This is a genomic window from Sedimenticola hydrogenitrophicus (assembly GCF_029017505.1).
GTDB lineage: Bacteria > Pseudomonadota > Gammaproteobacteria > Chromatiales > Chromatiaceae > Sedimenticola > Sedimenticola hydrogenitrophicus_A.
The window spans coordinates 179,473-205,368 of the sequence record NZ_JAQGEI010000002.1; the positions used below are offsets into that span (position 1 = coordinate 179,473).

17 protein-coding genes and 2 tRNA genes are annotated in these 25,896 nt (G+C 62.1%); 3 read left to right on the plus strand and 16 right to left on the minus strand.

Features of this window, described 5'->3' with window-relative positions:
- Positions 1–147: 147 nt before the first annotated feature.
- Positions 148–3,231, plus strand: coding sequence for an EAL and GGDEF domain-containing protein (locus O9K64_RS02230; protein ID WP_275096441.1), 3,084 nt, complete (start codon positions 148–150; stop codon positions 3,229–3,231).
- 42 nt (positions 3,232–3,273) lie between these two features.
- On the opposite strand, the gene eutC is transcribed toward O9K64_RS02230, so the two are convergent.
- The 3 genes from eutC to O9K64_RS02245 all read right to left on the minus strand — a co-directional run bounded on the left by eutC (position 3,274) and on the right by O9K64_RS02245 (position 7,224).
- Positions 3,274–4,092, minus strand: a complete 819-nt coding sequence (gene eutC, locus O9K64_RS02235) for an ethanolamine ammonia-lyase subunit EutC (RefSeq protein ID WP_275096442.1) — start codon at positions 4,090–4,092, stop codon at positions 3,274–3,276.
- An 11-nt stretch (positions 4,093–4,103) separates the two neighbouring features.
- Positions 4,104–5,492: an ethanolamine ammonia-lyase subunit EutB gene (locus tag O9K64_RS02240; protein ID WP_275096443.1), complete on the minus strand. Its 1,389-nt coding sequence runs from the start codon at positions 5,490–5,492 to the stop codon at positions 4,104–4,106.
- Positions 5,493–5,790: 298 nt separating this feature from the next.
- On the minus strand, positions 5,791–7,224 hold the full coding sequence (locus O9K64_RS02245) for an MBL fold metallo-hydrolase RNA specificity domain-containing protein (protein ID WP_275096444.1): 1,434 nt from the start codon (positions 7,222–7,224) through the stop codon (positions 5,791–5,793).
- 190 nt (positions 7,225–7,414) lie between these two features.
- On the opposite strand from O9K64_RS02245, the gene O9K64_RS02250 reads away from it, so the two are divergent.
- Entirely contained in the window at positions 7,415–10,141 is a 2,727-nt protein-coding gene (locus tag O9K64_RS02250) for a cation-transporting P-type ATPase (RefSeq protein WP_275096445.1), read from the plus strand.
- A 99-nt stretch (positions 10,142–10,240) separates the two neighbouring features.
- On the opposite strand, the gene O9K64_RS02255 is transcribed toward O9K64_RS02250, so the two are convergent.
- Positions 10,241–11,536, minus strand: a complete 1,296-nt coding sequence (locus tag O9K64_RS02255) for an ammonium transporter (protein ID WP_275096446.1) — start codon at positions 11,534–11,536, stop codon at positions 10,241–10,243.
- 538 nt (positions 11,537–12,074) lie between these two features.
- Between O9K64_RS02255 and O9K64_RS02260 the strand changes: the two genes are divergently transcribed.
- Positions 12,075–12,647, plus strand: a complete 573-nt coding sequence (locus O9K64_RS02260; protein WP_275096447.1) for a lipid-binding SYLF domain-containing protein — start codon at positions 12,075–12,077, stop codon at positions 12,645–12,647.
- Between the two features lie 120 nt (positions 12,648–12,767).
- Here O9K64_RS02260 and O9K64_RS02265 read toward each other — a convergent pair.
- The 12 genes from O9K64_RS02265 to O9K64_RS02320 all read right to left on the minus strand — a co-directional run bounded on the left by O9K64_RS02265 (position 12,768) and on the right by O9K64_RS02320 (position 25,772).
- Positions 12,768–12,844: transfer RNA gene (locus tag O9K64_RS02265), tRNA-Met, on the minus strand.
- Positions 12,845–13,082: 238 nt separating this feature from the next.
- Positions 13,083–14,174 carry a redox-regulated ATPase YchF gene (gene ychF, locus O9K64_RS02270; protein WP_275096448.1) on the minus strand — a complete coding sequence of 364 codons (1,092 nt, stop codon included), beginning with the start codon at positions 14,172–14,174 and terminating at the stop codon, positions 13,083–13,085.
- Between the two features lie 152 nt (positions 14,175–14,326).
- Positions 14,327–14,629 carry an STAS domain-containing protein gene (locus O9K64_RS02275; RefSeq protein WP_275096449.1) on the minus strand — a complete coding sequence of 101 codons (303 nt, stop codon included), beginning with the start codon at positions 14,627–14,629 and terminating at the stop codon, positions 14,327–14,329.
- A gap of 79 nt (positions 14,630–14,708) precedes the next feature.
- Positions 14,709–15,467, minus strand: a complete 759-nt coding sequence (locus tag O9K64_RS02280) for a ParA family protein (protein WP_275096450.1) — start codon at positions 15,465–15,467, stop codon at positions 14,709–14,711.
- A gap of 165 nt (positions 15,468–15,632) precedes the next feature.
- Positions 15,633–16,019, minus strand: a complete 387-nt coding sequence (locus tag O9K64_RS02285; RefSeq protein WP_260293323.1) for a response regulator — start codon at positions 16,017–16,019, stop codon at positions 15,633–15,635.
- Positions 16,009–18,213 (minus strand): EAL domain-containing protein, encoded by a 2,205-nt coding sequence (locus O9K64_RS02290; RefSeq protein ID WP_275096451.1) that lies wholly within the window; start codon positions 18,211–18,213, stop codon positions 16,009–16,011. The genes O9K64_RS02285 and O9K64_RS02290 overlap by 11 nt, the downstream gene beginning before the upstream one ends.
- 413 nt (positions 18,214–18,626) lie before the next feature.
- On the minus strand, positions 18,627–20,705 hold the full coding sequence (gene fusA, locus O9K64_RS02295; RefSeq protein WP_275096452.1) for an elongation factor G: 2,079 nt from the start codon (positions 20,703–20,705) through the stop codon (positions 18,627–18,629).
- Between the two features lie 432 nt (positions 20,706–21,137).
- A tRNA-Thr gene (locus O9K64_RS02300) sits at positions 21,138–21,213 on the minus strand.
- Positions 21,214–21,233: 20 nt separating this feature from the next.
- Complete coding sequence (locus O9K64_RS02305) at positions 21,234–22,157, minus strand: SPOR domain-containing protein (protein ID WP_275096453.1); 924 nt, start codon at positions 22,155–22,157, stop codon at positions 21,234–21,236.
- A 5-nt stretch (positions 22,158–22,162) separates the two neighbouring features.
- Positions 22,163–22,918, minus strand: a complete 756-nt coding sequence (locus O9K64_RS02310; protein ID WP_275096454.1) for a type III pantothenate kinase — start codon at positions 22,916–22,918, stop codon at positions 22,163–22,165.
- 21 nt (positions 22,919–22,939) lie between these two features.
- Positions 22,940–23,920, minus strand: coding sequence for a bifunctional biotin--[acetyl-CoA-carboxylase] ligase/biotin operon repressor BirA (gene birA / locus O9K64_RS02315; RefSeq protein WP_275096455.1), 981 nt, complete (start codon positions 23,918–23,920; stop codon positions 22,940–22,942).
- Between the two features lie 25 nt (positions 23,921–23,945).
- Positions 23,946–25,772, minus strand: a complete 1,827-nt coding sequence (locus O9K64_RS02320) for a M61 family metallopeptidase (RefSeq protein WP_275096456.1) — start codon at positions 25,770–25,772, stop codon at positions 23,946–23,948.
- Positions 25,773–25,896: the final 124 nt, after the last annotated feature.

The following is a 25,896-nucleotide window of genomic DNA, read 5'->3' on the forward strand; positions in this document are numbered from 1 at the left end:
ATCATCATCCGGGGAACAGTCGACAAACCATCATGTCCAATCCGACACATCATCCACCACCGCCCACTGCCGCATGAAAAATTGGCAGGACAGACAATTTTCACGGCCGAAGGCCGCCCGTCAGGGTGTGGCACAGGGATGTGCCGCATGAATTCGGAGAACGCCTCCACCAGTCGCGACGACACCCTTGCTCCGCCGGGGGGTGTATTGCGGATTGTCCTGATCTACGCCGGCCTCTCGGCACTCTACATCCTGTTTTCCGACCTGCTGGTCAGCCGGCTGTTCGCGGACGCGGCCACCATCAACGTCGTCAGCACCCTCAAGGGGTGGGGCTTTGTCGCCGTCACCTCACTGCTGCTCTACCTGCTGGTGAACCGCCTGGCGGGGCAGATCGCGGTGGCGGCGCGGCGCGAACAACGACTGCAGGCGGAGCAGCGGCGCACCCTGACGTTGCTGAACTCGATCACCCACAACTCCACCGACGTGATCTTCATCAAGGATCGGGAGGGACGCTATATCGTGGGCAACCCGGCGCTGGCGGAACTGCTGGACAAGCCACTGGATACGATCATCGGTGCCGACGACCATGCGCTCTTCCCCACTCCCCTGGCGGACCAGTTACGCGCGGATGACCGGCGCATCATGGAGGCCGGCAAGACCGAGACCTATCATGAATCGATCATTGCCGGCGACCGGACCCTGCCCTACCTCACCACCAAGGGTCCGCTGCTGATCGGGGGCCAAATCGAGGGCATCTTCGGCATTGCCCGGGACATTTCCCTTATAAAACAGACCGAGGCGGAGATCAGGGAGAATCTGGCACGCGCAGAGGAGCGCGAGGCCGAGCTGGAGGCGGTGTTCCAGGCGCTACCGGACCTGTTCTTCCACCTGGCCGCCGACGGCAGCATCCTGGACTACCGGGCGCAATCCCTATCCGATCTCTACCTCCCCCCCGAGGTATTCCTTGGCAAGCGCATGCAGGAGGTGTTGCCCGAACCGACCGGCGAACTGTTCACTCGCAAACTGAAGGAGGCACAGACCGCCGAAGAGATGCTGGTTTTTGACTACAGCCTTACCCGGGGAGACGCGGCCCACTATTATGAGGCACGTCTGACCCGAATCATGCGCCGCGACGAGCTGATCTGCGTGGTGCGCGACATCACCGAACGGGTTTCGGTGGAACAGAAGATCGCCCGCGCCACCCAGGAGTGGACCCAGGCCATGGATCAGTTCGACGACGTCATCTATCTGCTGGACATGCAACGCCACCTGCTACGGGCCAACAAGGCGTTCTATGAGATGGTCGGCCTGACCCAGCAGCAGAGCGTCGGCCGGCCCATCGCCGAGCTGATCCACCCGCAGGGCGAGAAGGAGCCGTGCCCGGTCTGCCGCGCCCAGGAGTCCCGGACCGAGACGGTCTTCACCCTGGAGCCGGGGGACTTCTTCAACCCCAGCGGCCTACCCATGGAGATCAGCCTGAAGCTGGTGCGCGACGGCGAAGGCAGCGCCATCGGCATTTTGATGAGCCTGCACGACCTGAGTCGCGCCCGTCAGATGGAGGAGCGGCTGCGGCTCGCCGCCAGTGTGTTCGAAAATACCGACGAGGGGGTGATCATCACCGACCCCGACGGCAACATCCTGGAGGTCAACCGTGCCTTCAGCGAGATCCAGGGCTACTCCCGCGAGGAGGTGATCGGGAAAAACCCGCGCATGTTCAGGTCCGGCCACCACGATGAGAGCTTCTACCGCGATCTATGGCGTGCGCTGACCGAGACGGGACACTGGCGCGGCGAGCTGTGGAATCGGCGCAAGAACGGCGAAGTGTTCCCGAAATGGCAGACCATCAACCAGGTGCTCGACAGCCAGGGCAACCTGACCCACTATGTCGGCATCTTCTCCGATATCACCCATATCAAACGCTCCAAGGCCCAACTGGACCACATGGGCCATCACGACGCCCTCACCGACCTGCCCAACCGCCTGCTGCTGAACGAGCGCCTGGAGCAGGCGATCAAACACGCGGAACGCCACAACACCCAGTTGGCGGTGGTCTTCCTGGACCTGGACAACTTCAAGCATATCAACGACAGCCTGGGCCATCCGGTGGGCGATCAGCTGCTGCAGGAGGTGGCCCGCAAGCTGGTGCAGACGGTGCGCCAGGATGACACCGTGGCACGCATCGGCGGCGATGAATTCGTGCTGCTGCTGGAGGATATCGGCAAACCGGAAAACGCCGGCCTGGCGGCACAGAAGATGGCGGGGGTGTTTGCCCAATCCTTCCAGCTCGAAGATCAGGCCATCCGCATCACCGCCAGCCTCGGTATCTGTATCTGCCCCCAGGACGGTAAGGACCCCGCCACCCTGCTGCGCAATGCCGACGCCGCCATGTACCGGGCCAAGGAGGAGGGGCGCAATACCTATCAGTTCTACACCGAGGAGCTGACCCGCAACGCCTTCGAGCGGGTACTGCTGGAGAACAACCTGCGCCAGGCGATCGAACAGGGACAGCTGGTGCTGCATTATCAGCTGCAGAAGGAGCTGCAGAGCGGCAAAATCATCGGCGTGGAGGCCCTGGTGCGCTGGGTGCATCCGGAACTCGGGATGATTTCACCCGCCAAGTTCATCCCCATGGCGGAAGAGTCCGGCCTGATCCACCCGATCGGCGACTGGGTGTTGAGAACCGCCTGTCGCCAGGGCAGAGAGTGGCTGGACAAGGGGATCGACTTCGGCCGCATCTCGGTTAATATCGCCGGCCCGCAACTGCAGCGCGGCACCCTGGTGGCCGAGGTGGTCGCGGCGCTGGAGGAGACCGGACTGCCCACCCACCACCTGGAGCTGGAGGTGACCGAGGGCTTTATCATGCAGCAGGCGGAATCGGCCATCACCCAGTTGCAGGCGCTGCGCGATCTCGGATTGACCCTGTCCATCGACGACTTCGGTACCGGCTACTCCTCCCTCAGCTACCTGAAACAACTGCCCATCCACAAACTCAAGATCGACCAGTCCTTCGTGCGCGACATCCCCGAAGACCGGAATGACATGGCCATAGCGGACGCCATCATCGCCATGGGCCGGAGTCTCGGCCTGACCGTGATCGCCGAGGGGGTGGAGACCGAGGCGCAGGCCGATTTCCTCAAACAGGCCGGCTGCCAGGAGGGACAGGGCTTCCTGTTCAGTAGGCCGGTCAGCGCGGCGGCGGTGGCAGCGCTGATCCTCGACCAGGCGGAGTGATACGGCAGGCGTCGCGGCACGGCACGCTACCCAACATGAAGTTCAGCCTTCGGTAAGAAAATTGCCCGTCCCGGTTCCGATTACCGGTGACTCCGCCGACGTTTCGGCCTCGTCCTTGAGGTTCACCCCGGAGAGTTTTCTCCGCCGCGCCGCGCTCATCAGGTAATGCAGCTTGTGGGCCGCCACCGCATAGGCCAACCCCTGCTGTCGAATATTGGAGAGGCAGTTGCGCTCGGCATCGCTACAACCGGGGTGCGGATGATAAGTAAAGTAGACACCGAGACTGTCGGGGGAACTGAGACCCGGGCGTTCACCGATCAGCACGGCCACCATCTCCGCACGCATGACCACGGCCACCTCATCGCCAATCGCCACACGCCCCTGCTCAACCAGCACCAGCGGGGCAATGGACCAGCCCTCCTGCCGCAGCATCGGGGTGATGGCGTCAAGAAAACTGACCGCATGGTGATGGACCGCCAGGGCCGAGAGCCCGTCGGCGATGACGAAGGCCAGGTCAAACGTGACGGAATCATCGGCGAATGCCTGCTCAAGCCGGGCACGCGAGGGCCGGTCGAGCCGGCGCCCCAGGTCGGGCCGTTGCAGATAGTGCGCGCGATCCGGCGCCGAACTGCGCAACCGCAGCGATGGATAGCCGCCGGCAGTCAGTCTCCGCACCAGACCTTTCGCATCCAGCGGCAGGTGTACCGCATCGCGGGCCTGGGCGTGGGCCAGCTGAAATTCCAGGTGGGGTTGGGTGGGCACACTGACCCCGGCCCGCCCCAGGGCAATACGCGCATCGGTAAAACGGCGCAGCTGCCGCCACGGGTTGTCGATGACCGGTGGGGTAGGTTTGGCACTCATGGCGGAATCTCCTAGTCCAAGCGATCGAGGGCGCGGCGAAACGGCCGCGGCAGCGCCCGTTCAGACCCGCAGAGCTCGCCGTTTTCAAAGATCCCCATCTGCTGCAGCCAGCTCTCGAACTCGGGCGCCGGGCGCAGGCCCAGCACGCGCCGCAGGTACAGGGCGTCGTGGAACGAGGTGGTCTGGTAGTTGAGCATCACGTCGTCGGAGCCCGGAATACCCATGATGAAGTTACAACCCGCGGTACCCAACAGGGTCAGCAGGATATCCATGTCGTTCTGGTCCGCCTCGGCATGGTTGGTGTAGCAGACATCGCACCCCATGGGGAGACCCAACAGCTTCCCGCAAAAATGATCCTCCAATCCCGCACGGATGATCTGTTTGCCGTCGAACAGGTATTCCGGGCCGATAAACCCAACCACCGTATTGACCAGGAGCGGCCGGAATTTACGCGCCACTGCGTAGGCGCGCGCCTCGCAGGTCTGTTGATCGAGATCGTGGTGGGCATCGGCGGAGAGCGCGCTGCCCTGGCCGGTCTCGAAATACATGACGTTGTCGCCCAGGGTACCGCGCCCCAACGCCAGCGCCGCCTGGTGGGCCTCGGCAAGCAGGCCCAGGTTGATCCCGAAACTGGCATTGGCTTGCTCGGTACCGGCGATGGACTGAAACACCAGGTCCACCGGCGCGCCGCGCCGGATCGCTTCCAGATGGGTGGTGACATGGGCCAACAGGCAGGACTGGGTAGGGATCTGGTACTTATTGATAATGTCATCCAGCATCTTCATCAGCGTGGTCACCGCAGTGAGGCTGTCGCTGGCGGGATTGATGCCGATCACCGCATCGCCGCTGCCGTACAGCAGCCCGTCCAGTATGCTGGCGGCGATCCCGGTCGGGTCGTCCGTAGGGTGGTTCGGCTGCAGGCGGGTGGCCAGCCGCCCTTCCAGGCCGATGGTGTTGCGAAAGCGCGTGACCACGCGGCACTTGCGCGCCACCAGGATCAGATCCTGAATGCGCATCAGTTTGGAGACCGCTGCCACCATCTCCGGCACCAGCCCCGGGGCCAGCCCGGTCAGGGCCGATTCGTCGGCCTGGTCGGAGAGCAGCCAGTTGCGGAAATCACCCACGCTGAGATGGCTCACCGGCTGGAAGGCCCGGGTATCGTGGTCGTCGATGATGAGCCGCGTGACCTCGTCGCTCTCGTAGGGAACCAGCGCCTCATTCAAGAAGTGTTTCAGCGGCACCTCGGCCAGCGCCATCTGCGCCGCCACCCGCTCCTGCTCGGAATCCGCCGCGATACCCGCGAGCTGATCGCCCGAGCGCGCGGGACTGGCCTTCGCCAGCAACTGCTTCAACGATTCAAACCCGTAGACGCTGTTCGCCAGCGTATGCCTATAAGGCATCGGACACCTCCTTGCACTACCGGCCCAGCACCGGATTGGGCCACCAGGGTGAGCGCTCCGGTATAAAGGTAGTCATCAGCAGCACCGGCAGAAAGCCCAGCAGCAGGGACACCCAGGTCGGCCTGAACATGGCGCTCAACCCGGCCTTGCCGATCAATGCACCAAGTAAAGTATGGGCGCGGTGGGCGGCGTGATCAATCCCATGCCGAGATTTGAACCCACATCGTCCCCTGGCGTATCTCGCGAACTGAAGCGCGGGTTGGCGCAGCGGGTGCGATCGGTCAGGCCCGACGGACGCCTAGAAATGGATCACCTCGCCCAGGGTCGGGATCGAGGCGTCCCAGTTGTACTCCTCGACAAAACGCTTCTGCAGGGCCAGCATGCTTTCAGGTTCGCCGTGCACCAGATAGAGCCGGGGCATGGCCTTGCGCATGTGTCCCGCCCACTCCAGCAGCTGCGACTGGCCGGCATGGGCGGAGAAGCCGCCCAGGGTGTGGATCTGCGCCTTGACGGCGATCTCGCTGCCGAGGATTTTCACCTTCTTCACCCCATCCACCAATAGTCGGCCCAGGGTGCCGCGGGCCTGGAACCCGGCGATGATCAGGTGGGTATTCTTGCGCCAGAGGTTGTATTTCAGATGGTGCCTGATGCGCCCGCCGTGACACATGCCGCTGCCGGCGATGATAATGGCGCCGCCGCTGATCTTGTTCAGCGCCATCGACTCCTCGACACTGCGGGTAAAACGCAGGATCGGCAGCCACTGCTGCCAGTCATGGGTCATGATCTCGCGGAACTCGGGATCATCCTTGTTGAACAACCGGGTATTCTGCTCATAGATCTCGCTGATACTGGTGGCCATCGGGCTGTCGATGAAGATGTTGTTCTGGCGCAGTTGCCCGGACTGATAGAGCTGTCCCAGGTGATAGATCAGATCCTGGGTCCGGCCCACGGCAAACGACGGAATCAGCACATTACCGCCACTTTGCGCCGCCGCGTCCAGCGCCGCACTGAACTCCGCCATGGTCTCCTCCAGCGGCTGATGATTCCGGTTACCGTAGGTCGACTCCAGCAGCAACAGGTCCGCCTCGGAAATAATGGCCGGATCGCGCATCAGCGGGGCGCGGCTGTTGCCCAGGTCACCGGAAAACACCAGCTTGCGGGTCTCCCCCTTCTCCTCGATCCACAACTCGACGATGGCCGAGCCGAGGATATGTCCCGCCTCGCGAAAACAGAGCCGGACGCCGGGCAGGATCTCCGCCACGGTGCCGTAGGTCATCCCCTGGCACAGCGCCAGTTCCCGTTCCACATCGTCGATATCATAGAGCGGCTCGATGGCCCTCTTTCCGGCGCGGGCGCGCCGCTTGTTCTCCCATTCGCTATCCTTCTGCTGCAGGAACGCGGCATCCTTGTGCATGGTCGGCAGCAATGCCTCGGTCTGCAGGGTCATGTAGATCGGTCCGCCGTAGCCCTGCTTCACCAACAGCGGCAGCATGCCCGAGTGATCCAGGTGGGCGTGGGAGAGGACCACCGCATCAATGTCGCCGACGGCGAACGGGAAGTGGACTTCGGCCGCCTCATTGCCGTTCGATCCGCCCCGCCGCCCCCCTCTCTTATTGTTGTTCTCTCCCTGCAGCAGGCCGCACTCCAGCAGGATCCGCTGCCGCCCGCTGCTGATCAGATAGCAGGAGCCGGTCACCCGTTGCGCCGCGCCATAAAATGTCAATGTACTCACCCGTACCTCCCGCTGACGACAGAACCAAAACCACTCCCGGTAATCATAACCAGGATGCGGCCTCGCGTCCGACGACAAGGATACTCCGTTGACCCGCGTCAAGGCGCCCGGTCGACAGCGGTAACAGGAATCAACTAGGCTGTGCATACGTCGAAACGCTATTCATCCCCCCACAACCCCAGGTCCGATAATGACTATCAACCACAGACGCCATCAGAATAAGCACCGACCGGACACGCCCGCAAGTGCCTGGCACGCCATGGCGGCGGCGGCGGTTTTTGAGTCCCTTTCCACTCGCGAGGAGGGCTTGAGCGCGACGGAGGTGGAACGCCGCCTGGCCCGGCATGGCCCCAACCGACTCAACCCACCGGCTATCCGCGGCGCCCTGGCGCGTTTTTTCGATCAGTTCCGCAACGTATTGATCTATGTCCTGCTGGTGGCGGGCGCGGTGACCACCGCCATGGGCCATTTGGTCGATTCCGGGGTGATATTCGGTGTGGTGATCGTCAACGCGATTATCGGCTTCATCCAGGAAGGCAAGGCCGAACGGGCACTGGAGGCGGTACGCAATATGCTGTCACCCCAGGCCATGGTGGTCCGGGACGGCAAAAGATTCACCCTGCCGGCCGAGCAACTCGTCCCGGGTGACCTGGTGTTCATCCAGTCCGGGGACCGGGTGCCGGCGGATCTGCGCCTGTTCAATCTCCGCAACCTGCACATTGACGAGGCGATGCTCACCGGCGAATCGCTGGCGGCGGAAAAAAGCACCGATCCCGTGGAACCGCATGCCCCGCTGGGGGACCGCGGCTGCATGGCTTACTCCGGCACACTGGTCACCTTCGGACAGGGCACCGGCCTGGTGGTCGCCACCGGCGAACAGAGCGAGATCGGCAGAATCAGCACCCTGCTGGCGCAGGTAGAGGTACTGAACACCCCCCTGACCCGACAGATGTCGCAGTTTGCCAGCCGGCTCTCCATGGCCATCCTGGCCATCGCCCTGTTTGCCGCCCTGTTCGGCATCCTGGTGCATGACAACTCCCTGGAGGAGATGTTTCTCGCCGCTGTGGGGCTGGCGGTAGCGGCGATTCCGGAGGGTCTCCCGGCCATTATCACCATCACCCTGGCGATCGGGGTGCAGCGAATGGCGGGCAGAAACGCCATTATCCGGCGCCTGCCGGCGGTGGAGACCCTCGGTTCGGTCAATGTGATCTGTTCCGACAAGACCGGCACCCTGACCCGCAACGAAATGATGGTGCAGTCGCTGGTGTTCGCCGAGGCCTCCCTCGATGTGGAGGGCAGCGGCTATGACCCACGCGGGGGCTTTGTCGACCGGGAGGGGACCCCCTGGGATCCCGCCCACCCCCTGCTCAGCACCTGTTGCCGTGCCGTGGTGCTCTGTAACGATGCCACGATGACGGAAAAGGAGGGGCGCTGGCAACTGCATGGTGATCCGATGGAAGGCGCCCTCGTGGTGCTGGGCATGAAGGGCGGTTATGACCCGAGCCAGTTGGCCGAGCAGATGCCGCGCACGGATGTGATCCCGTTCGAATCGGAGCACCGCTTCATGGCCACCCTGCACCATGACCACAGCGGACGGGGCTGTATCTACATCAAGGGGGCCAGCGAAACCATCCTGCCCCGCTGCACCAACCAGTACAGCGCCGACGGCCCGCAACCGATCGATCCACTGTTCTGGGACGCACAGACCGAGACCATCGCCGCCCGCGGACAGCGCACCCTGGCCATCGCCATGCGCCCGACCGATGCGCAGCAGCGGGTGCTGAATTTCCAGGATGTCGAGGGCGACCTGACCCTGCTGGGGCTGATGGGTATAGTCGACCCGCCGCGCAGCGAGGCCATCGAGGCGATCGCGCGCTGCTACACGGCCGGCATCCAGGTCAAGATGATCACCGGCGACCACGCCACCACCGCCCGGGCCATCGCCAAAAGCATGGGTATCAGGGACGCCGACACCTCACTCACCGGCGCGGAACTGGAGTCGATGGACGAGGAGCGGCTCAGGGAGCGGGTCAGAGACAGCAATATCTTTGCCCGCACCAGTCCGGAGCAGAAGCTGCGCCTGGTCAAGGCGCTGCAGCAGGATGGCCTGGTGGTGGCCATGACCGGTGACGGGGTGAATGACGCCCCCGCCCTGAAGCGGGCCGACATCGGCGTCGCCATGGGGATCAAGGGCAGTGAAACCGCCAAGGAATCTGCGGAAATGGTGCTGGCCGATGACAACTTCGCCTCCATCGTCAAGGCGATCGAGGAGGGCAGGACCGTCTATGACAATATCAAGAAGTCCATCCTGTTCATCCTGCCGACCAACGGCGGCGAGGCGCTGACCATTCTCGCCGCGATCGCCTTCGGGCAACTGCTGCCGGTGACGGCGGCCCAGATCCTCTGGGTCAACATGATCACCGCCGTGACCCTGGCCCTCTCCCTGGCCTTTGAGCCGGCCGAGGCCAATATCATGCAGCGCCGCCCGCGGGACGCCCGGGACTCGCTGCTTTCTCCCTTCATGGTCTGGAGGATCCTGTATGTGTCCGTGCTGATGGTGCTGGCCACCTTCGGGCTGTTTATCTGGGAGCACAACGCCGGCGCCAGTATCGAGACCGCGCGTACCGTGGCGGTGAACACCCTGGTGGTGGCGGAGATATTCTATCTGCTCAACGCCCGCTATATCATTGCCTCGGTTCTCAACCGCGACGGTCTGCTGGGTAGCCGCTATGTCCTGCTGGCCATCCTCATCGTCTCACTGTTCCAGATGCTGTACACCTATCTACCGCTGATGCAGCTGTTCTTCCACTCCGCACCACTGCCGATCGAGTCCTGGCTGCGAATCATTGCCGCGGGCGTGCTGCTGTTCTTCCTGGTGGAGTTGGAAAAGCATGTGGTGCGCCGATTCTTCCAGTGAGCGACCCGCGGTGGGGTGGCGTGAGATACCCGGAGCGACGGTTCATCGGGGCGGTGCCGGTGGCACCGCCCCGATACAGTCCGATCCGGGCCAGGCCGATCAATCGTTATAAGCGGACTCTTCATGGCTGACGGTATCCAGGCCTTCCACCTCCTGCTCGTCAGTGACACGCAATCCACCGGTCAGCACGCCAACCAGCTTCATGATCAGGTAGGTGCCCACAGCGGTAAACAGGACCCCGACCCCCACGCCGATCAACTGGACCGAGACCTGCCCCCCCATGCTGTCGATGCCGTCGGCGAAGCCATAACCGCTGAAGACACCCAGCTCGGTCGAGGAGAGGACACCCGCCAGCAGGGTGCCCATGATGCCGCCAATGCCGTGCACCGGAAACACATCCAGCGAGTCATCGATCTTGAGCACCCGTTTGATGTACTGAGTCGCGGTGAAGCAGACGCCACCGGCCAGCAGGCCGATCAACAGCGCCCCGCCGGGGCCGACAAAGCCCGAGGCCGGGGTAATGGTGCCCAGGCCCGCCACCATGCCGGTGACCGCGCCCAGCACGCTCGGCTTGCCGAAACGTTTCCACTCGATCACCGACCAGGTCATGGCGCCCGCCGCCGCCGAAATATGCGTGGCCAACATGGCCATGGCGGCATCCCCATTGGCCGCCAGGGCACTGCCGCCGTTGAACCCGAACCAGCCCACCCAGAGCATGCCGGCACCGGTCACGGTCATGGGCAGGTTGTGTGGCGGCATCGCGGTGGTGGGAAACCCGTTGCGCGGCCCCAGCACAACGGCCGCCACCAGGGACGCCACGCCCGCCGTGATATGCACCACCACACCGCCGGCGAAATCGAACAGGCCCAACTGCTGCAGCCAGCCACCACCCCAGACCCAGTGCGTGATCGGGGCATACACCAGCACCAGCCAGATGCAGCTGAACAGCAGCATGGCGGAGAATTTCATCCGTTCGGCGTAACCGCCGATGATCAGTGCCGGGGTGATAATGGCAAAGGTCATCTGAAACAGCATGAACAGCGACTCGGGGATATCCCCGACCAGCGATTCACGACCAACCCCCGCCAGCATCACCTTGCTGAAATCGCCGATCCAGCCATTCCCCTCACCAAAGGCCAGGCTGTAGCCGAACACCAGCCAGATAATGGACGCCGCGCCGGCTATGGCAAAGCACTGCATCAGCACGGAGAGCACATTTTTGGTTCTGACCAGGCCACCATAAAACAGCGCCAGGCCAGGCAGCGTCATAAACAGGACCAGGGCCGTCGCTGTGAGTATCCATGCAGTGTTGGCACTGTTCAGGGCTGCCTCCTCAGCCTGAACCAGTCCGGGCAGAAGCCCCGACAGGGACGCGATCAATAGAGGTTTTCTCATTACATTCTCCCAAGCATAAAAAACGGCACCCACGATCAGTGCCATTGCATAAAAAAGCGGAAACCATCAACCTCAGCCGACAGATTGCCGCCAAATCATGCACAATTCGTGCCCATAGAATAATAATAAAGATATCAATATGATAGCTTGTACGCGCACTTAAAACAGGCAGAGCATGCACAGTTAAGAGGCGGATATGTCCGATTTACGCACTGTTTTTGTGCGCACCGGAATGCCACGTCGATCCCGCGCATCCCTGGACAAAAAAAACCGCCCGGGGAGAGGGCGGCGTTAAATCAGACTTACATGCCTGAAGGGGAGTCCTAAATGAACAAAAGTACACTTCATTCGCTCATGCCGACCGAAAACTGCCGACATCAGTAATAGAGACCGGAAATGACGGGAAAAGTTTCCACCCCGCAGAAATATAACTGCTCAACTCCGAGACGAAGAATCCCGTATTGCTGGCTGCGTACAGCTGCCGACCCCGGTTCTGTGCTTAAATGGAGAGGAATAAAAAAACAACCCAGGATGATTTATGAATCGCAGAAGTTTCGCCACGCTGTTTACCCTGCTCACACTCATCTTTCTGCCCTTGACCCCTCCGGCCAATGCCGGATGGGACCCGCGAGAGGATACCGACGCCAGCAAAAGCAACACCGGCAACCGCGCCGTGGACGAGGCGATAACCCGGTTAAAGTCCAAAGACCCTGGTATGAAACTGTTTTTCAAAAAGGCCTACGGCTATGCCATCTTCCCCACGGTCGGCAAGGCCGGCATAGGACTGGGGGGTGCCTACGGCGAAGGTGAAGTCTATCGACAGGGGCGCTTCATCGGCACCTCGAGCCTCTCGCAGATCACTATCGGCTTCCAGCTGGGTGGCCAGGCCTACACCGAGATCATCTTCTTCAAGGACAAGCGCGCGCTGGAGGATTTCACCAGCGGCAACTTTGAGTTCAACGCCCAGGCATCCGCCGTGGCGGTGACCGCGGGCGCATCCGCGGATGCGGACTATGACAACGGGGTGGCCATCTTCACCATGCCCAAGGGCGGCCTGATGTATGAGGCAACGGTCGGCGGACAGAAATTCAGCTTCAAGCCAGCCCGCTGACTTTCCTGCGCCGTGGTGAATACGCTATATCGGCTGTTCACCCTGTTTTCAGCCGCTCGGCATGGGACGATCTTTCCCGGGTAAAAAAAAGCCCCAAGGCACTGCCTTGGGGCTTTCATCTGGTGGCTACGGGTGGAATTGAACCACCGACCTACGGGTTATGAGTCCGTCGCTCTAACCAACTGAGCTACGTAGCCGGAAGGCGGGGAAATATACCGGGGCTGCCTGCGCGTGTCAATTCAAAACATGCCGTGGACCGCGAAAACCCCGGAACAATCCGCTTATCCGCCTGATATATCGTAACTATTCCCGGGGTGATTTGCCTGCCTTGTTGGCCGATCTTGATCCAGCCATCGCGTGAGGCCGGCAAGGCAGGCCAATCACTTTCAGATCGGGTGAGTAGTCACGATATATCAATATTTCCGGCGGGCCTCCTCAGACGTTGAAGCGGAAGTGGATCACATCGCCGTCCTGGACCACGTAGTCCTTGCCCTCCAGCCGCAACTTGCCGGCCTCCTTGGCCCCCTGTTCCCCTTTACAGGCGATGAAATCCGCATAGGCGATCACCTCGGCGCGGATAAACCCACGTTCAAAATCGCTGTGGATGACCCCGGCCGCCTGCGGTGCCGTAGCCCCCACGGGGATGGTCCAGGCGCGTACCTCCTTCACCCCGGCGGTAAAGTAGGTCTCCAGGCCGAGCAGGCGATAACCGGCTCGCACCACCCGGTCCAGTCCGGGCTCTTCCAGCCCCATGTCGGCAAGAAACTCCTGGCGCGCCTCGTCATCCAGCTCCGCCAGTTCCGCCTCGATCGCTGCGCAGACCGCCACCACGCCCGCGCCTTCCCTTTCAGCCAGCGCCTCGACCGCCTGCAACAGCGGATTGTCGACAAACCCGTCGTCGGCCACGTTGGCGATATAGAGGGTCGGCTTGACGGTCAACAGGTGCAGGTCGCGCAGGGCCAGTTTCTGCTCGCGGTTGAGATCCATGGCGCGCACCGGCTCCCCGGTATCCAGGTGCGCCTTGACCAGCTCCAGCAGCTCTTTCTGCGCCAGCACCTGCTTGTCACCGGTCCTGGCCTGCTTGGCCGCCTTGAGCAGCGCCTTCTCCACCGACTCCATATCGGCCAGGGCCAGTTCGGTGTTGATGATCTCTATATCCGACAGGGGATCGATCTTGCCCGCGACATGGACCACGTCGTCATCATGGAAACAGCGCACGACATGACAGATGGCGTCGGTTTCACGGATATTGGCGAGAAACTTGTTACCCAGCCCCTCGCCCCGTGAGGCGCCCTCCACCAGCCCGGCGATATCGACGAACTGCATGGTGGTGGGGATGATGTTCTGCGGCTTGACGATTTTGGCCAGCTCGTTCTGCCGGGGGTCCGCCACCGGGACCACGCCCACATTGGGATCAATGGTACAGAAGGGGTAGTTTTCCGCCGCGATGGTGGCGCGTGTCAGCGCATTGAAAAGAGTCGATTTGCCCACGTTCGGCAAGCCGACGATGCCACATTTAAAACCCATGCTGGAGTGCCCCGACAGAAAAAGGGCAAGGATAGGGTAATTGGCGGTCAGTTTCTAGCCTGCAGCGGCCTGTTTCACCGGCCGTGGGCAAGAAATGTGGCGCCGCCCGGGCAAATCCCCACGATCCCGGGCGCCCGGGCCAGCGCGGTGATTCAGGTGATGCTAAACAACTTGTCAAAGTTGGCAATCTGCAGGATCTCCCTGACGGCATCGTTGGCATTGATCAGGGAGACCGGCGTTTCACCGCTGGCATGCTCCTTCAGCTGCAACAGCATGCCCATGGAGGAGCTGTCCATATACTCGGTATCGGCCAGGTCGACCACGAATTGCCGGGTACCTTTCGGATACTGTTTGTAGGCGGTCGAGAACTCATAATGACTGGAGAAATCGAACCGCCCCGCCACCTTGAGCAGGATCTGCCGCTTGTCCGCTGACTCTACCGCCGTAATACTCATCCCGTTTCTCCGGATTACCCTGGACCGCACCGTTCAGGTGGTCATATTACACGCTAATGAAACCACCGGCACCGCTCTTTCAGCCAGCGGCGACGCGCTTCAGCAGCTCGGCGGCCAGTTGTCGAAAATCGCTGGTGGCGCGACCGTTGGGACGATACTCAAACACGGTCCTGCCGATAGCTCTGGCGGCGCTGATCAGATCCGACTGGCAGATCACCGACTTTAAAAAATGTCCCGGCGCGAGACTGGAGAACCTGGATGCCGCCACCCCGGTCAGACGCCGCCGTACCGGGATGCGATTCATGAACAGGGTATATTCCAGCCCCCGCCCCCTGGCGGCGCCGAACCGCCTGACCGTCTCCAGCAGATGCGGCAGGGCGGCGGCGCCACTGTCGTCACCCGTCACCGGCAACAGTGCCATGTCGACCCCCAGCAGCGCGTTCGCCACCAACAGCCCGGAAGATGACGGGCAATCAATGAGCATGTATTCCTGCCCGGCCATGCCCCGGGAGAGTGCCCGCTGCAGCAACAGCCCGCGCTGCATACCGGACTGATCCCCCTGCTCAAGCTCCGCCAGTCTGGCACCGGCGGGGATCAGGCGCAACTCATCCCGGGTACTGATCGCCAGCGACTCCAGATCGGCCGCCTCAAGCAACGCCCGGTCTATCCCCTGGGTGGGCTGGCGGAACAGGCCCAGCCCCGTTGTCAGGTCGCCGGCGGGGTCCAGATCCACCAGGATCACCTGATGGCCGGCCAAGGCCAGGGCATGTCCGAGGTTGATGGTGACGGAGGTTTTTCCGACCCCCTGCTGGGGGTTGAAAACGGCAATGGTGTACATGGTCACACCACCCGCGCGTGGCTCGGATAACTCCCGGGATGCCCCGTTTCCCTGTTCCGTCCCCGCGCCACACCGATCCCCTTCGACAGGGCGGTTCCGCTGGAGATCGCTCCGGTCAAACGCGGCCAGGCGCGCCGGGGAGATGCGCCGCAGTGTCTCTGTTGCTCAGCGCTTTTCATTCAGCAGCTTCCGTACACCTTCCACCAGGACAGTAAGGTCATTCAGCGGCTTGAGGTAGACATGCTCGGTGGTAATACCCTGTTTTTTCAACGCCTCGGTCAGATGGAACTCAACCGAGCCGGTATGTATCAGGAAGCGCAGATCCCGCAGCAGCTGCGCCGCCTTGACGATAAACACATCACCACTTTCCCCGGGCAGGCGCATATCCACGATCGCCAGGTCAAAGCGCGTCCGCTGCAGCATCTCCAGCGCCTCTTCGGCGCTCTCGGCCGACTCCACGGCATAATCGTGGTCTTCGAGAAACGCGCAGAGACTCTCCCGGATGGACGCCTCATCATCAATGACGAGAATACGGAACGGTTCAGTTGACACCGGAGGCCTCCCTGCTACTGATCTGCTCCGCCAGGTAGCGCTCGAACTGCTCTACCGGCAGCGGCCTGCTGAAATAGTAGCCCTGATAGCGGCCGCACCCCTTCTGCTGGAGAAATTCCAGCTGACCCCGGGTCTCGACACCTTCGGCGATCACTTCCAGTCCCAGGTGATCGGCAATGGCAATGATGGTTTCAACGATTGCCGCGTTGCTCTCATCCTCCGTCACCTCTTCGACAAAACTCCGGTCGATCTTCAGGATATCCAGCGGCAGCTTCTTAAGGTAGGCGAGGGAGGAGTAGCCGGTACCGAAATCATCGATGGAGATCCTCACTCCCAGCGACTTGAAGGAGGCCATCTTTTCCGCGGTATCGGCCACGTTGTCAATCACCACCCCCTCGGTCAGCTCCAGCCCCAGCCAACTGGGGTCGGCGCCGGTCTCGGCCAGAATGCGCGCCACCTGCCACGGGAAGTCCGGCTGCCTGAACTGCCAAGGGCTGACATTGACCGCGATATGCCGCAGTGACGCCCCCAGCTCGCTGGCGCTCCAGCGGGTGATCAGCCGACAGGCGGTCCGCAACACCCAGTCGCCGATCGGCAGGATCAGCCCGGTCTCCTCGGCGAGTGGAATAAATCGGTCCGGCGTGATCATCCCGTGTTGCGGATGCTCCCAACGCAGCAACCCCTCGGCGCCGCACACGGCACCGGTCGCATCGATCTGCGGCTGAAAATAGAGCTTCAGCTGGTCGTTGGCGACCGCCAGCCGCAGATCCTTCTCCAGACCCAGCCGTTCGTCGGCCTCCACCTGCATTCCCGGGAGGAAAAAGCGAATGGCATTGCGCCCCGCCGCCTTGGCTTGATACATGGCGGTATCACCATGCCGCAGCACCGCATCCGCATCCTCCTGCTGCATCGGAAACAGGGTGATGCCGATACTCGGGGTGATGTAGAGTTCGTGATCCCGGATGCGTAGCGGATGGGAAAGCACCTGGCGGATCTTCTCGGCAATACCCTGCGCCCGTTTCGCCGTGGCCTGGGTATCACGGCCAATATCCGACAACAGCACGGCAAACTCATCGCCACCGATGCGCGCCACGGTGTCCGCTTCGCCCAGCACCCCGGCCAATCGTGCTGAAACCTCACACAGCAGCTGATCGCCCACGCTGTGGCCGAGTGAATCATTGATGGTCTTGAAACGATCCAGGTCAATCAGCAGCAGCGCGCCTTCGTAGCCATGGCGTTTGGCCCGATTCAGCGCCAGCTCCAGATGATCCAGCAGCAGGTTCCGGTTGGGCAGCTGGGTCAGGCTGTCGTGATAGGCCTGATGCTCGATCTTCGCCTCCGCCTGCTTGCGCTCCGTCACATCCCGGAACACCCCGTAGATGCGCCCATTGCCGGCCGGGGAGTGCTCACGGGTGGCGGTGATGGCGCAGGGCCGTTTCGAGCCCTCACGGTCCACCAGCGACACCTCATAATCGGTCACCATACCCGCCTGCTCAAGCCGCGCCAGCAGCATGTCGCCGTGCGCGGGATCGGCAACCAGATCCCACAGCCGGCGGCCCAGCATCTGCTCGCGCTGATAGTTCAGGTTGCGGGCAATGGAGGGTGATATCTCTTCAACAAAGCCGTCAAGATCCACCTGGAAATAGACATCGGTCAGGCTCTCGAAAATCGAGCGGTATTTCTCCTCACTCTGCTTCAGCAGCCGGTTCGCCTCACGCATCTCCTCATTGGCAAGCTGCAGCTGTTCGGTGCGTTTTCTGACCTGTTCCTCCAGATGCTGCTGGTAGGCCCGGTTCTCCCGGGTCAGCCGGCTACGCTCCAGGTTTTTTCTCACCGCGTGCAGCAGCACCGAAAGATCCTGAACCGGCTTCAGCATGTAGTCCCAGGCGCCCAGATGCAGCGCCTCAATGGCATCGTCGATGGCGCCGGTTCCCGAGACCACGATAATCGGCGTGTCCGGGGCGTGGCTGACCACATGCGCCAACACCTGCAGACCGTCCATCTCCGGCATCCGCAGATCCACCAGCACCAGGTCCGGATGCAGGGATTCGAACAGTGCTATGCCGATCCTGCCGTTCTCCGCCTCCAGCACCGTATAGCCGTAATCCTCAAGATAGAGATGGAAGCTCTCCCTGATCGCCGGTTCATCATCGATCGTCAGTATGGTTTGATTGCCGCGCGCATCGTCACTCATGCTGGAGTTCCCGGCAGTGCCGCCCGGCGGACTGAGCGTGCGGATAAGATGGCTGTACAGAACAAAATGCGCTTCCCCAAAGCTCCCCTGACCCAGGCATCATAGGCGAAAACCAGCGTGCATCAAAATCCACCGCTCCTGGGCAGCAAAAACTTTAGGATCTCAAATCCCCTGGATTCGGGACACGCCGGGACCCGGCGGGGTGTTGAAGGGCGCCCTCCGGCAACCGCTACTGCCTGATGATAGTGGACAGGCGTCGAAACCGGTAACCACTGGCCGTCGCCGGGCGGGCGGGCGGGAAGAGGGGAGGCTGGAATCGCGAAATAACATCCGCTCCCGCATTCGCGGCATAATTCCGTCCCTGAATAAAAAAAGGCCGGGCGACCAACGTCGCCCGGCCTTGATTGTACCGCTTATTTCTTTCTTTCCAGGGTCTCCTTGATCACCTCTTCAGCGACGTTCCTGGGACAAGGCAGGTAGTGGGAGAACTCCATCGAGAACTGGCCACGGCCGGAGGTCATGGTGCGCAGATCGCCGATATAGCCGAACATCTCGCTCAGCGGCGCCTCGGCCTTGATACGGATGCCGGTAGCCGCCGTATCCTGGGACTTGATCATGCCACGGCGACGGTTCAGATCGCCGATCACATCGCCCACGTGATCTTCCGGGGTGTAGACGTCCACTTTCATGATCGGCTCGATCAGCTGCGGACCCGCCTTGGGAATGGTCTGACGATAGGCGCCGCGGGCCGCGATCTCGAACGCGATGGCCGAGGAGTCAACCGCATGGAAACCACCATCCGTCAGCGTCACCTTCACGTCCAGACAGGGGAAGCCGGCCAGGACACCCTTGTCCATACTGGTGGCAAAGCCCTTCTGGATGGCCGGCCAGTACTCTTTCGGCACGTTACCACCGACCACCACCGACTCGAACTGGAAGCCGCTGCCGGGTTCGCCCGGCTCGATGATGTAGTCGATCTTACCGAACTGACCGGAACCACCGGACTGTTTCTTGTGGGTGTAGCTGTCTTCCACCCGCTGGGTGATGGTCTCGCGGTAGGCCACCTGGGGCTTGCCGACGGTCACATCCACACCATGGGTACGGCGCAGGATGTCGATCTTGATGTCCAGATGCAGCTCGCCCATGCCCTTGAGGATGGTCTCGCCGCTGTCCTCGTCGGTCTCGACATAGAAGGAGGGATCCTCCTGCACCATCTTGTTCAGGGCGATACCCATCTTCTCGACGCCCGCCTTGTCCTTCGGCGCGATGGCGATGGCGATAACGGGGGCCGGGAACACCATCGGCTCCAGGGTGGCGGGATTTTTCGGATCGCACAGGGTGTGTCCGGTCTTGACATTCTTCATGCCGACGACGGCGACGATGTCACCGGCCTGGGCCCGGCTCAGCTCTTCACGGGAGTCGGCATGCATCTCGACGATACGGCCGATACGCTCGGTCTTGCCGGTGAAGGTGTTGAGCACCGTGTCGCCCTTGTTCATCGTCCCGGAATAGATACGGACGAAGGTCAGCGCACCAAACCGGTCATCCATGATCTTGAAGGCCAAGGCACGCAGAGGCTTGGCGGGATCGACAATCGCCAGGCCACCGGTCTCGTTACCTTCCAGGTCAACCTCTGGCTGAGGCTCAACCTCGGTGGGATTCGGCAGATAGTCAATAATGGCGTCGAGGATCAGCTGCATCCCCTTGTTTTTAAAGGCGGATCCGCAGTAGGTCGGGAAGAAGTCCAGCTTGATGGTGCCCCTGCGGATACAGCGCTTCAAATCATCAATCGACGGCTCCTCGCCCTCCAGGTACTTCTCCATCAGGTCGTCATCCTGCTCCACCGCAGTCTCGACCAGCATCTGGCGATACTCTTCGACCTGATCGACCATGTCGGCAGGCACGCCCTGCAGCTCATAGTTCATCGGGTCGCCGCTCTCATCCCAGATCCAGGCCTTGCGGGTCAGCAGATCGACCACGCCCTTGAGCTGATCCTCGGTACCGATTGGCAGCACCATCACCAGCGGGTTGGCGGCCAGTACATCCTTGATCTGCTTCACGACACGGTAGAAATCCGCACCCAGCCGGTCCAGTTTATTGACGAAGATGAGTCGGGCCACTTCGGACTCATTGGCATAGCGCCAGTTAGTCTCTGACTGCGGCTCCACGCCGCCGGAGCCGCAGAACACACCCACGCCACCGTCCAAAACCTTCAGCGAGCGGTACACCTCGATGGTGAAATCCACGTGTCCCGGGGTGTCGATGACATTGAACCGGTGCTCCTTCCAGAAGCAGGAGGTGGCGGCAGACTGGATGGTAATACCGCGCTCAGACTCCTGGTCCATAAAGTCCATGGTGGATTCACCATCGTGAACTTCACCGAGCTTATGGATCTTTCCTGTCAACTTCAGGATGCGCTCGGTGGTGGTCGTTTTACCAGCATCTACGTGAGCGAAGATACCGATATTTCGGTAAAGGCTTAGATCTGTCATGTTCGTACTCTAGAGTTAGACATTAAATGTAAGTATCTGGCGACCACCAACACACATTACCCAGGAGGCGGGATAGCGGGGCGATTCCCCCATCCACCGGACCTCCCCATCTGCGCCCCCGGTCCGGGCGATCTGCGGACCAGACGACAAAATATGATAAACGTGCCAGATGCTGGTGGCAGCACGAGATGGACCGCCACGGCCTCCGTCAGAAAGCAGCGCCAAGGCAACCCAGCCATAAATAGCCGGTTATTTTAACCTGAAACCCCGGCCTAGTGGTAAAGTTTCCTGCGTCTTTTTTAAAGATATTTCAACACCGTACCGCTCGCCAAAACCACGGCGATAAAATGGAAAATGTGGATGGCATCAGATCACAGCGTTAAGCCATTGTTTGAAATGTACTATCTGCCTATTCGGGAAGGATAAGGGATATGGAGCTGGCGACAGGAGTCGAACCCGCGACCTGCTGATTACAAATCAGCTGCTCTACCAACTGAGCTACGCCAGCCAAAATTTGGAGGGCCTATTCTAGAAGATCCCACCGGATGTGACAACGCGCGGACAGGGGTATTGTTCATTTATTACCGCGTCCCGGCTTTCCCTTATCCTGGCCACGGTTTTGGCCACCCTGGCCTGGTCCGCGCGGTAATCCACCCAGTGGGCGGGAACCGTGACCAGCCGCGGCACCACGCTGGTTCTGTGCCCCTTGTCCGCTATCGCCCGCTGCCGGTTCTGGGCGTTTTTATGGGTCGAGAATACCCCCAGGGAGATGCCGTTTACCTGGTCACCCTTAACAAAACGGCGCACGTCCTCGATGCCGCTGGCGCGCAGCTGTTCGACCTTCTCTATTGCTGCCTGGCGGTTCGGCAGCGGCGGGATCATCACCCAGTAGCCGGTCGGCTTCTCCATGGAGTCCCGGCGCAGCGAGGTTTCCATGCCCTGGCTGGCCAGGGACTCGGCAAGCGCCCGCGCCTCGGCGCCGCGCTCAAAGGGGCCGAAGGCGCCGCAGACCAGCACCACAGGTTTGGGTTCAGGCGGCGGCTCGGGGGCGGCCGGCGCGGCGGGTTCCTGGTCGTCGGGGAGTTCGGCCGCGGGCTCGCTGTCGGCGACCTCCGGGACGTTGTCCTGGAAATCCGTACTGGGCGGCGGCAGTTCCTGGTCGACCGCTGGCCGCTCGACCGGCCGCAGCTGGGATTGCTCCTCCCGCGGCGGGACCTCTAGTTCCGGAGGCGTGGGGGCCGCGAACTCCGCCACCGACTCCTCGGCGTCGACCGCCGGCATGGCGGGCTTTGCATCCGCCTCGGATGGGGGCACTTCCGAGAGCAACCGCAGGTTACCGATGGCCGGTTTTTTCGCCAACGGCCGGGCCACCGTGGCCTGCGGATTGCGTTGTACGCCCCAACCCAGGATGACCATGTTCGCTGACAGCAGTAGCATGAACAGCCATCTCATCGCACTTACCCTGCCGCCTCCGCGATGGCCACCAGCCCCTTCATCACCAGCTCATGATCGATCCGGAAGGGGATATCCAACTGCACCGAAATACGCCCCGCGTCACTGCCGGTGAGGATCAGACTGGCGGGTTCACCGCAACGCTCCGCCGCCTGGCGCATGCTTCTCTCGATCAGGGCGGCGGCCGCGTTGGCCGCCGCCGAGGCCACCGCGGAGGCGGTATCCCGGGCAAACAGGGATTCCACCACCGCCTGGTCGACCCGGGGGATGCGCGTCTGCTGCAGGAGAGATTCCCGCATCAGCTCCAGCCCCGGCAGGATCAATCCGCCATGATGACGGCCTTGACTGTCCATCAGGTCCAGGGTGATTGCGGTACCGCAGTCGACAATGCAGACCGCGCCGGCCTCCTGCTGGCGTACCGCCAGCAGGGTCAGCCAGCGATCGACGCCCAGTTGGCCGGGCTCCAGATAGCCGTTGCTGACGCCCTGCGCCTGAGCCACGGGCCGCACCGGATGCGGGGTCCGGCCCCATCCGCCCTGCATCCAGCTTGTCAGGCCAGACTCCAGGTCGGCGCCGGCCACGTTGGCAAGGTAGATGGCATCGGGCGCTTGGAGGTCGCCCCAGCACGCCGCCGCCAATCGATCGGGCGCGACGCCGCGATGCTTTTCCGCCTTGCTGGGCGATAGCCGCCCCGCCTCGAGCAGTGACCATTTCAGGTTGGTGTTACCGATATCGATGAGGAGTATGCAGGTGTTTTTCATCAGGCATCCGTTCGTTGGACCTTAGACCGGTCGCAGCGAAACTTCCCCCCCATGGTAGGCGCGTATCCCTTCCGCCGTCTCCAGCAGCAGCGCCCCGCTCGGCTCCACCCCCCGGTGGATCCCCTCGATCTGCCGTGCGCCCAGCTGCAGGATCACCCGCTGGCCGTGATACAGGTCATACTGACGCCACTCCGGAATCATCGCCGCCAGGCCCTGCGCTTCGAACTGCGACAATACGGCGACCAGGTTATCCAGCAGCGCGGCGACTATCCGGTTGCGCGAGAGTGCCGCGCCGCCGGGCAGCTGCGACAGGCTCACCCAGGGCTGATCGATCGACTCCCCTTCGGCCTCGCTAAGCCTTACATTCATACCCAGGCCCAGCACGACGCGGCTGGGGCCGGTCTGCTCGCCGACCACCTCCAGCAGCAGGCCCGCCAGCTTCCGGTTACCGTAGAGTATGTCATTCGGCCACTTCAGGCCGATTTCACCGATCCCGAGTTGGCGCAATGCCCGTATCACGGCCAGCCCCGCCACCAGACTGAGGCCGGACAATGCCGCCGGGGCCAGCCCGTATTCCCAGAACAGCGACAGGTAGATGTTGCGGCCAAACGGGGAGACCCAGTGGCGCCCGCGTCTGCCGCGGCCGTCACTCTGCCGTTCCGCCAGGCAGACATGGCCGCTCTGCAACTGGCCGGCGGCCTGTTCCATCAGGTGGCTGTTGGTGGAGGCGATGTTGTCGTGTATCTCTATGTGGCCTATCCAGTCATGGGTCGATTCCGCCAAGGCATCGCGGATGCGCCCGGCTTCCAGCAGCTCCAGTTTCTCCGGCAACCGGTAACCGCGGCCACGCACCGAATGGATATTCAGGCCCAGCTGGTCACGCAACAGGCCGAGCTGTTTCCATACGGCGGTCCGACTCAGGCCCAGCCGCCGGGCCAGGTCCTCCCCCGAATGCCACCGGCCATCCACCAGGAGCTGTAATAACTGTTGCCGACTGCTCATCATCTCACTCCGACGCCAATACTTGTTAGGCCGACGCCTGCACGGCGGACAACCAGGCCTGCCGACAATCAACGGTCGGCTTGTCCACCGGCTCCCTGATCCAGAGCTCACAGGTATCGGCGACGGCGGGTAATGGGGTCACCTCAAAGCGCATCAATTCATCGCGACGGAAAACGTGGACCTCCAGCGGTGTGCCATTGATCGCCCGGGCCATCAGGTTATCCATATTGGCTTCCGTCACGCGCAGGCCATCGATCGCGATCAAGACGTCACCCGCCGATATCCCGGCGAGCTGCGCAGCGCCCTGGTCGAAGACATTGGCTATCACCACATCCCGGCCTTCGCTCCTGGTCGCCACGCCCAGCACCAGGCGCGGGGCGGCCGGCTCCTTCTCCTGCGCGGGCTCCTTCACGCCACCCTGATCCGCCGCTCCGCGCGCCGGCCGCAGGCTGAATCCGATACCCACCCGATCCAGCGCGGGCGCCAGCTCGAGCTCCTCACAACCGCGCACGGCGCGGTCGAAGAACCCCTTCAGGTCCAGGCCGGTCAGCTCCGCTGTCACACGCTCCACCTCGTCCTCGCCCAGCCCGATGTCGCGTCGCCCATAGCGCTGCCAGAGCACCCGCATGATGTCATCCAGGGATTGCCGGCCGGCCGTGTCGCGCCGGATGATCTGGTCCAGGAGCAGGGCGATCAGGGCCCCTTTGGTGTAATAGCTGACGATCGCATTGGGGGCATTTTCATCCTGTTTGTAAAACTTGGTCCAGGCGTCGAAACTGGAATCCGCGACCGACTGTTTGCGGCGACCGCCCGAGCGGTAGACGCGGGTGATGGTCTTCGCCAGCAACTCCAGATAGGCGCGCGGGTCGATACAGCCAGACCTTACCAGCGCCAGGTCATCATAATAGGAGGTCACCCCCTCGAAGAACCAGAGCAGTGTGGTGTAGGCCTCCTGCGTCAGATCCGCCCGCATCAGTTTTAACGGGCGGATGCGCTTCACATTCCACAGATGAAAATATTCGTGGCTGCAGAGCCCGAGAAACTGGCGATAGCCGTCGCTCATCTCGGGTACCCGCTTCTGCGGCAAGTCATCGCGCTTGCAGATCAGCGCGGTGGAACTGCGGTGCTCCAGGCCGCCATAACCCTCACCCACCGCCATCACCAGGAACAGGTAACGCTCCATCTCCGGCAATTCGCCGAAGAGTTGCACATGCTGGGTGCAGATCCGCTGCAGGTCGGCGCAGATGCGCTCCATGTCGGCGTAGTGTTTGCCGCTGATTACGATCTCGTGCGGCACGCCGGCCACCTCGAACGCGGCGTGGCTGAAGCGCCCCATCTCCACCGGGTGGTCGATGAGTTCGTCGTAGTTGCCCGCCCCGTACAGCCCGAACGCCAGGCGTGGCGCACCGCAGGAGGTCAGGGTGGTGGCCAGGCGCCAGTCCGCATAGGCCTCCCCGTCCGGCGGTGCGATATCCACCAGGCACGCCTGCTCCTCCTGGCCATGCACCCTGAGGAACACACTGGTCCCATTGAAGAAACCATGGGTGGTATCCAGATGGGCGCCGCGCACCGACAAGTCCCAGGCATAGACTTGATAACTGATCTTCACCGGACCGCTACAGACTGGCAGCCGCCAGGTCTGCTTATCCAACTTCACCAGTTCCAGGGGCGTCTCTCCACTGCGGGCACCGAGCGACACAATGTTTTTGGCAAAGTCCCGGATCATGTAACTGCCGGGTATCCAGGCGGGCAGCGATACCAGTTGGCCGGCCGGATCGGGACTCTGGATCGTGACGTCAACCTGAAACTGATGGGCGCCCGGGGCAAGCGGTTTGATGGCGTAGTCGATCATAGGGCGTGGGCTCGTGGAATTCCTTGCAGCACTCTACCAAATTCAGCGGCCAAAGAAGAGTCGTTAATCAATAAATTCGCCCATAAAAAAACCCCAACCGGGTTAGCGGCTGGGGTTTTGGGTA

What these genes read in the sequence shown, in the direction of transcription:
- O9K64_RS02230 (WP_275096441.1), top strand. Translation starts at nt 148, where the DNA reads ATGAATTCGGAGAACGCCTCCACCAGTCGCGACGACACCCTTGCTCCG.
- eutC (WP_275096442.1), bottom strand. Translation starts at nt 4,092, where the DNA reads ATGAGTGCCAAACCTACCCCACCGGTCATCGACAACCCGTGGCGGCAG.
- O9K64_RS02240 (WP_275096443.1), bottom strand. Translation starts at nt 5,492, where the DNA reads ATGCCTTATAGGCATACGCTGGCGAACAGCGTCTACGGGTTTGAATCG.
- O9K64_RS02250 (WP_275096445.1), top strand. Translation starts at nt 7,415, where the DNA reads ATGACTATCAACCACAGACGCCATCAGAATAAGCACCGACCGGACACG.
- O9K64_RS02255 (WP_275096446.1), bottom strand. Translation starts at nt 11,536, where the DNA reads ATGAGAAAACCTCTATTGATCGCGTCCCTGTCGGGGCTTCTGCCCGGA.
- O9K64_RS02260 (WP_275096447.1), top strand. Translation starts at nt 12,075, where the DNA reads ATGAATCGCAGAAGTTTCGCCACGCTGTTTACCCTGCTCACACTCATC.
- ychF (WP_275096448.1), bottom strand. Translation starts at nt 14,174, where the DNA reads ATGGGTTTTAAATGTGGCATCGTCGGCTTGCCGAACGTGGGCAAATCG.
- O9K64_RS02275 (WP_275096449.1), bottom strand. Translation starts at nt 14,629, where the DNA reads ATGAGTATTACGGCGGTAGAGTCAGCGGACAAGCGGCAGATCCTGCTC.
- O9K64_RS02280 (WP_275096450.1), bottom strand. Translation starts at nt 15,467, where the DNA reads ATGTACACCATTGCCGTTTTCAACCCCCAGCAGGGGGTCGGAAAAACC.
- O9K64_RS02290 (WP_275096451.1), bottom strand. Translation starts at nt 18,213, where the DNA reads ATGAGTGACGATGCGCGCGGCAATCAAACCATACTGACGATCGATGAT.
- fusA (WP_275096452.1), bottom strand. Translation starts at nt 20,705, where the DNA reads ATGACAGATCTAAGCCTTTACCGAAATATCGGTATCTTCGCTCACGTA.
- O9K64_RS02305 (WP_275096453.1), bottom strand. Translation starts at nt 22,157, where the DNA reads ATGAGATGGCTGTTCATGCTACTGCTGTCAGCGAACATGGTCATCCTG.
- O9K64_RS02310 (WP_275096454.1), bottom strand. Translation starts at nt 22,918, where the DNA reads ATGAAAAACACCTGCATACTCCTCATCGATATCGGTAACACCAACCTG.
- birA (WP_275096455.1), bottom strand. Translation starts at nt 23,920, where the DNA reads ATGAGCAGTCGGCAACAGTTATTACAGCTCCTGGTGGATGGCCGGTGG.
- O9K64_RS02320 (WP_275096456.1), bottom strand. Translation starts at nt 25,772, where the DNA reads ATGATCGACTACGCCATCAAACCGCTTGCCCCGGGCGCCCATCAGTTT.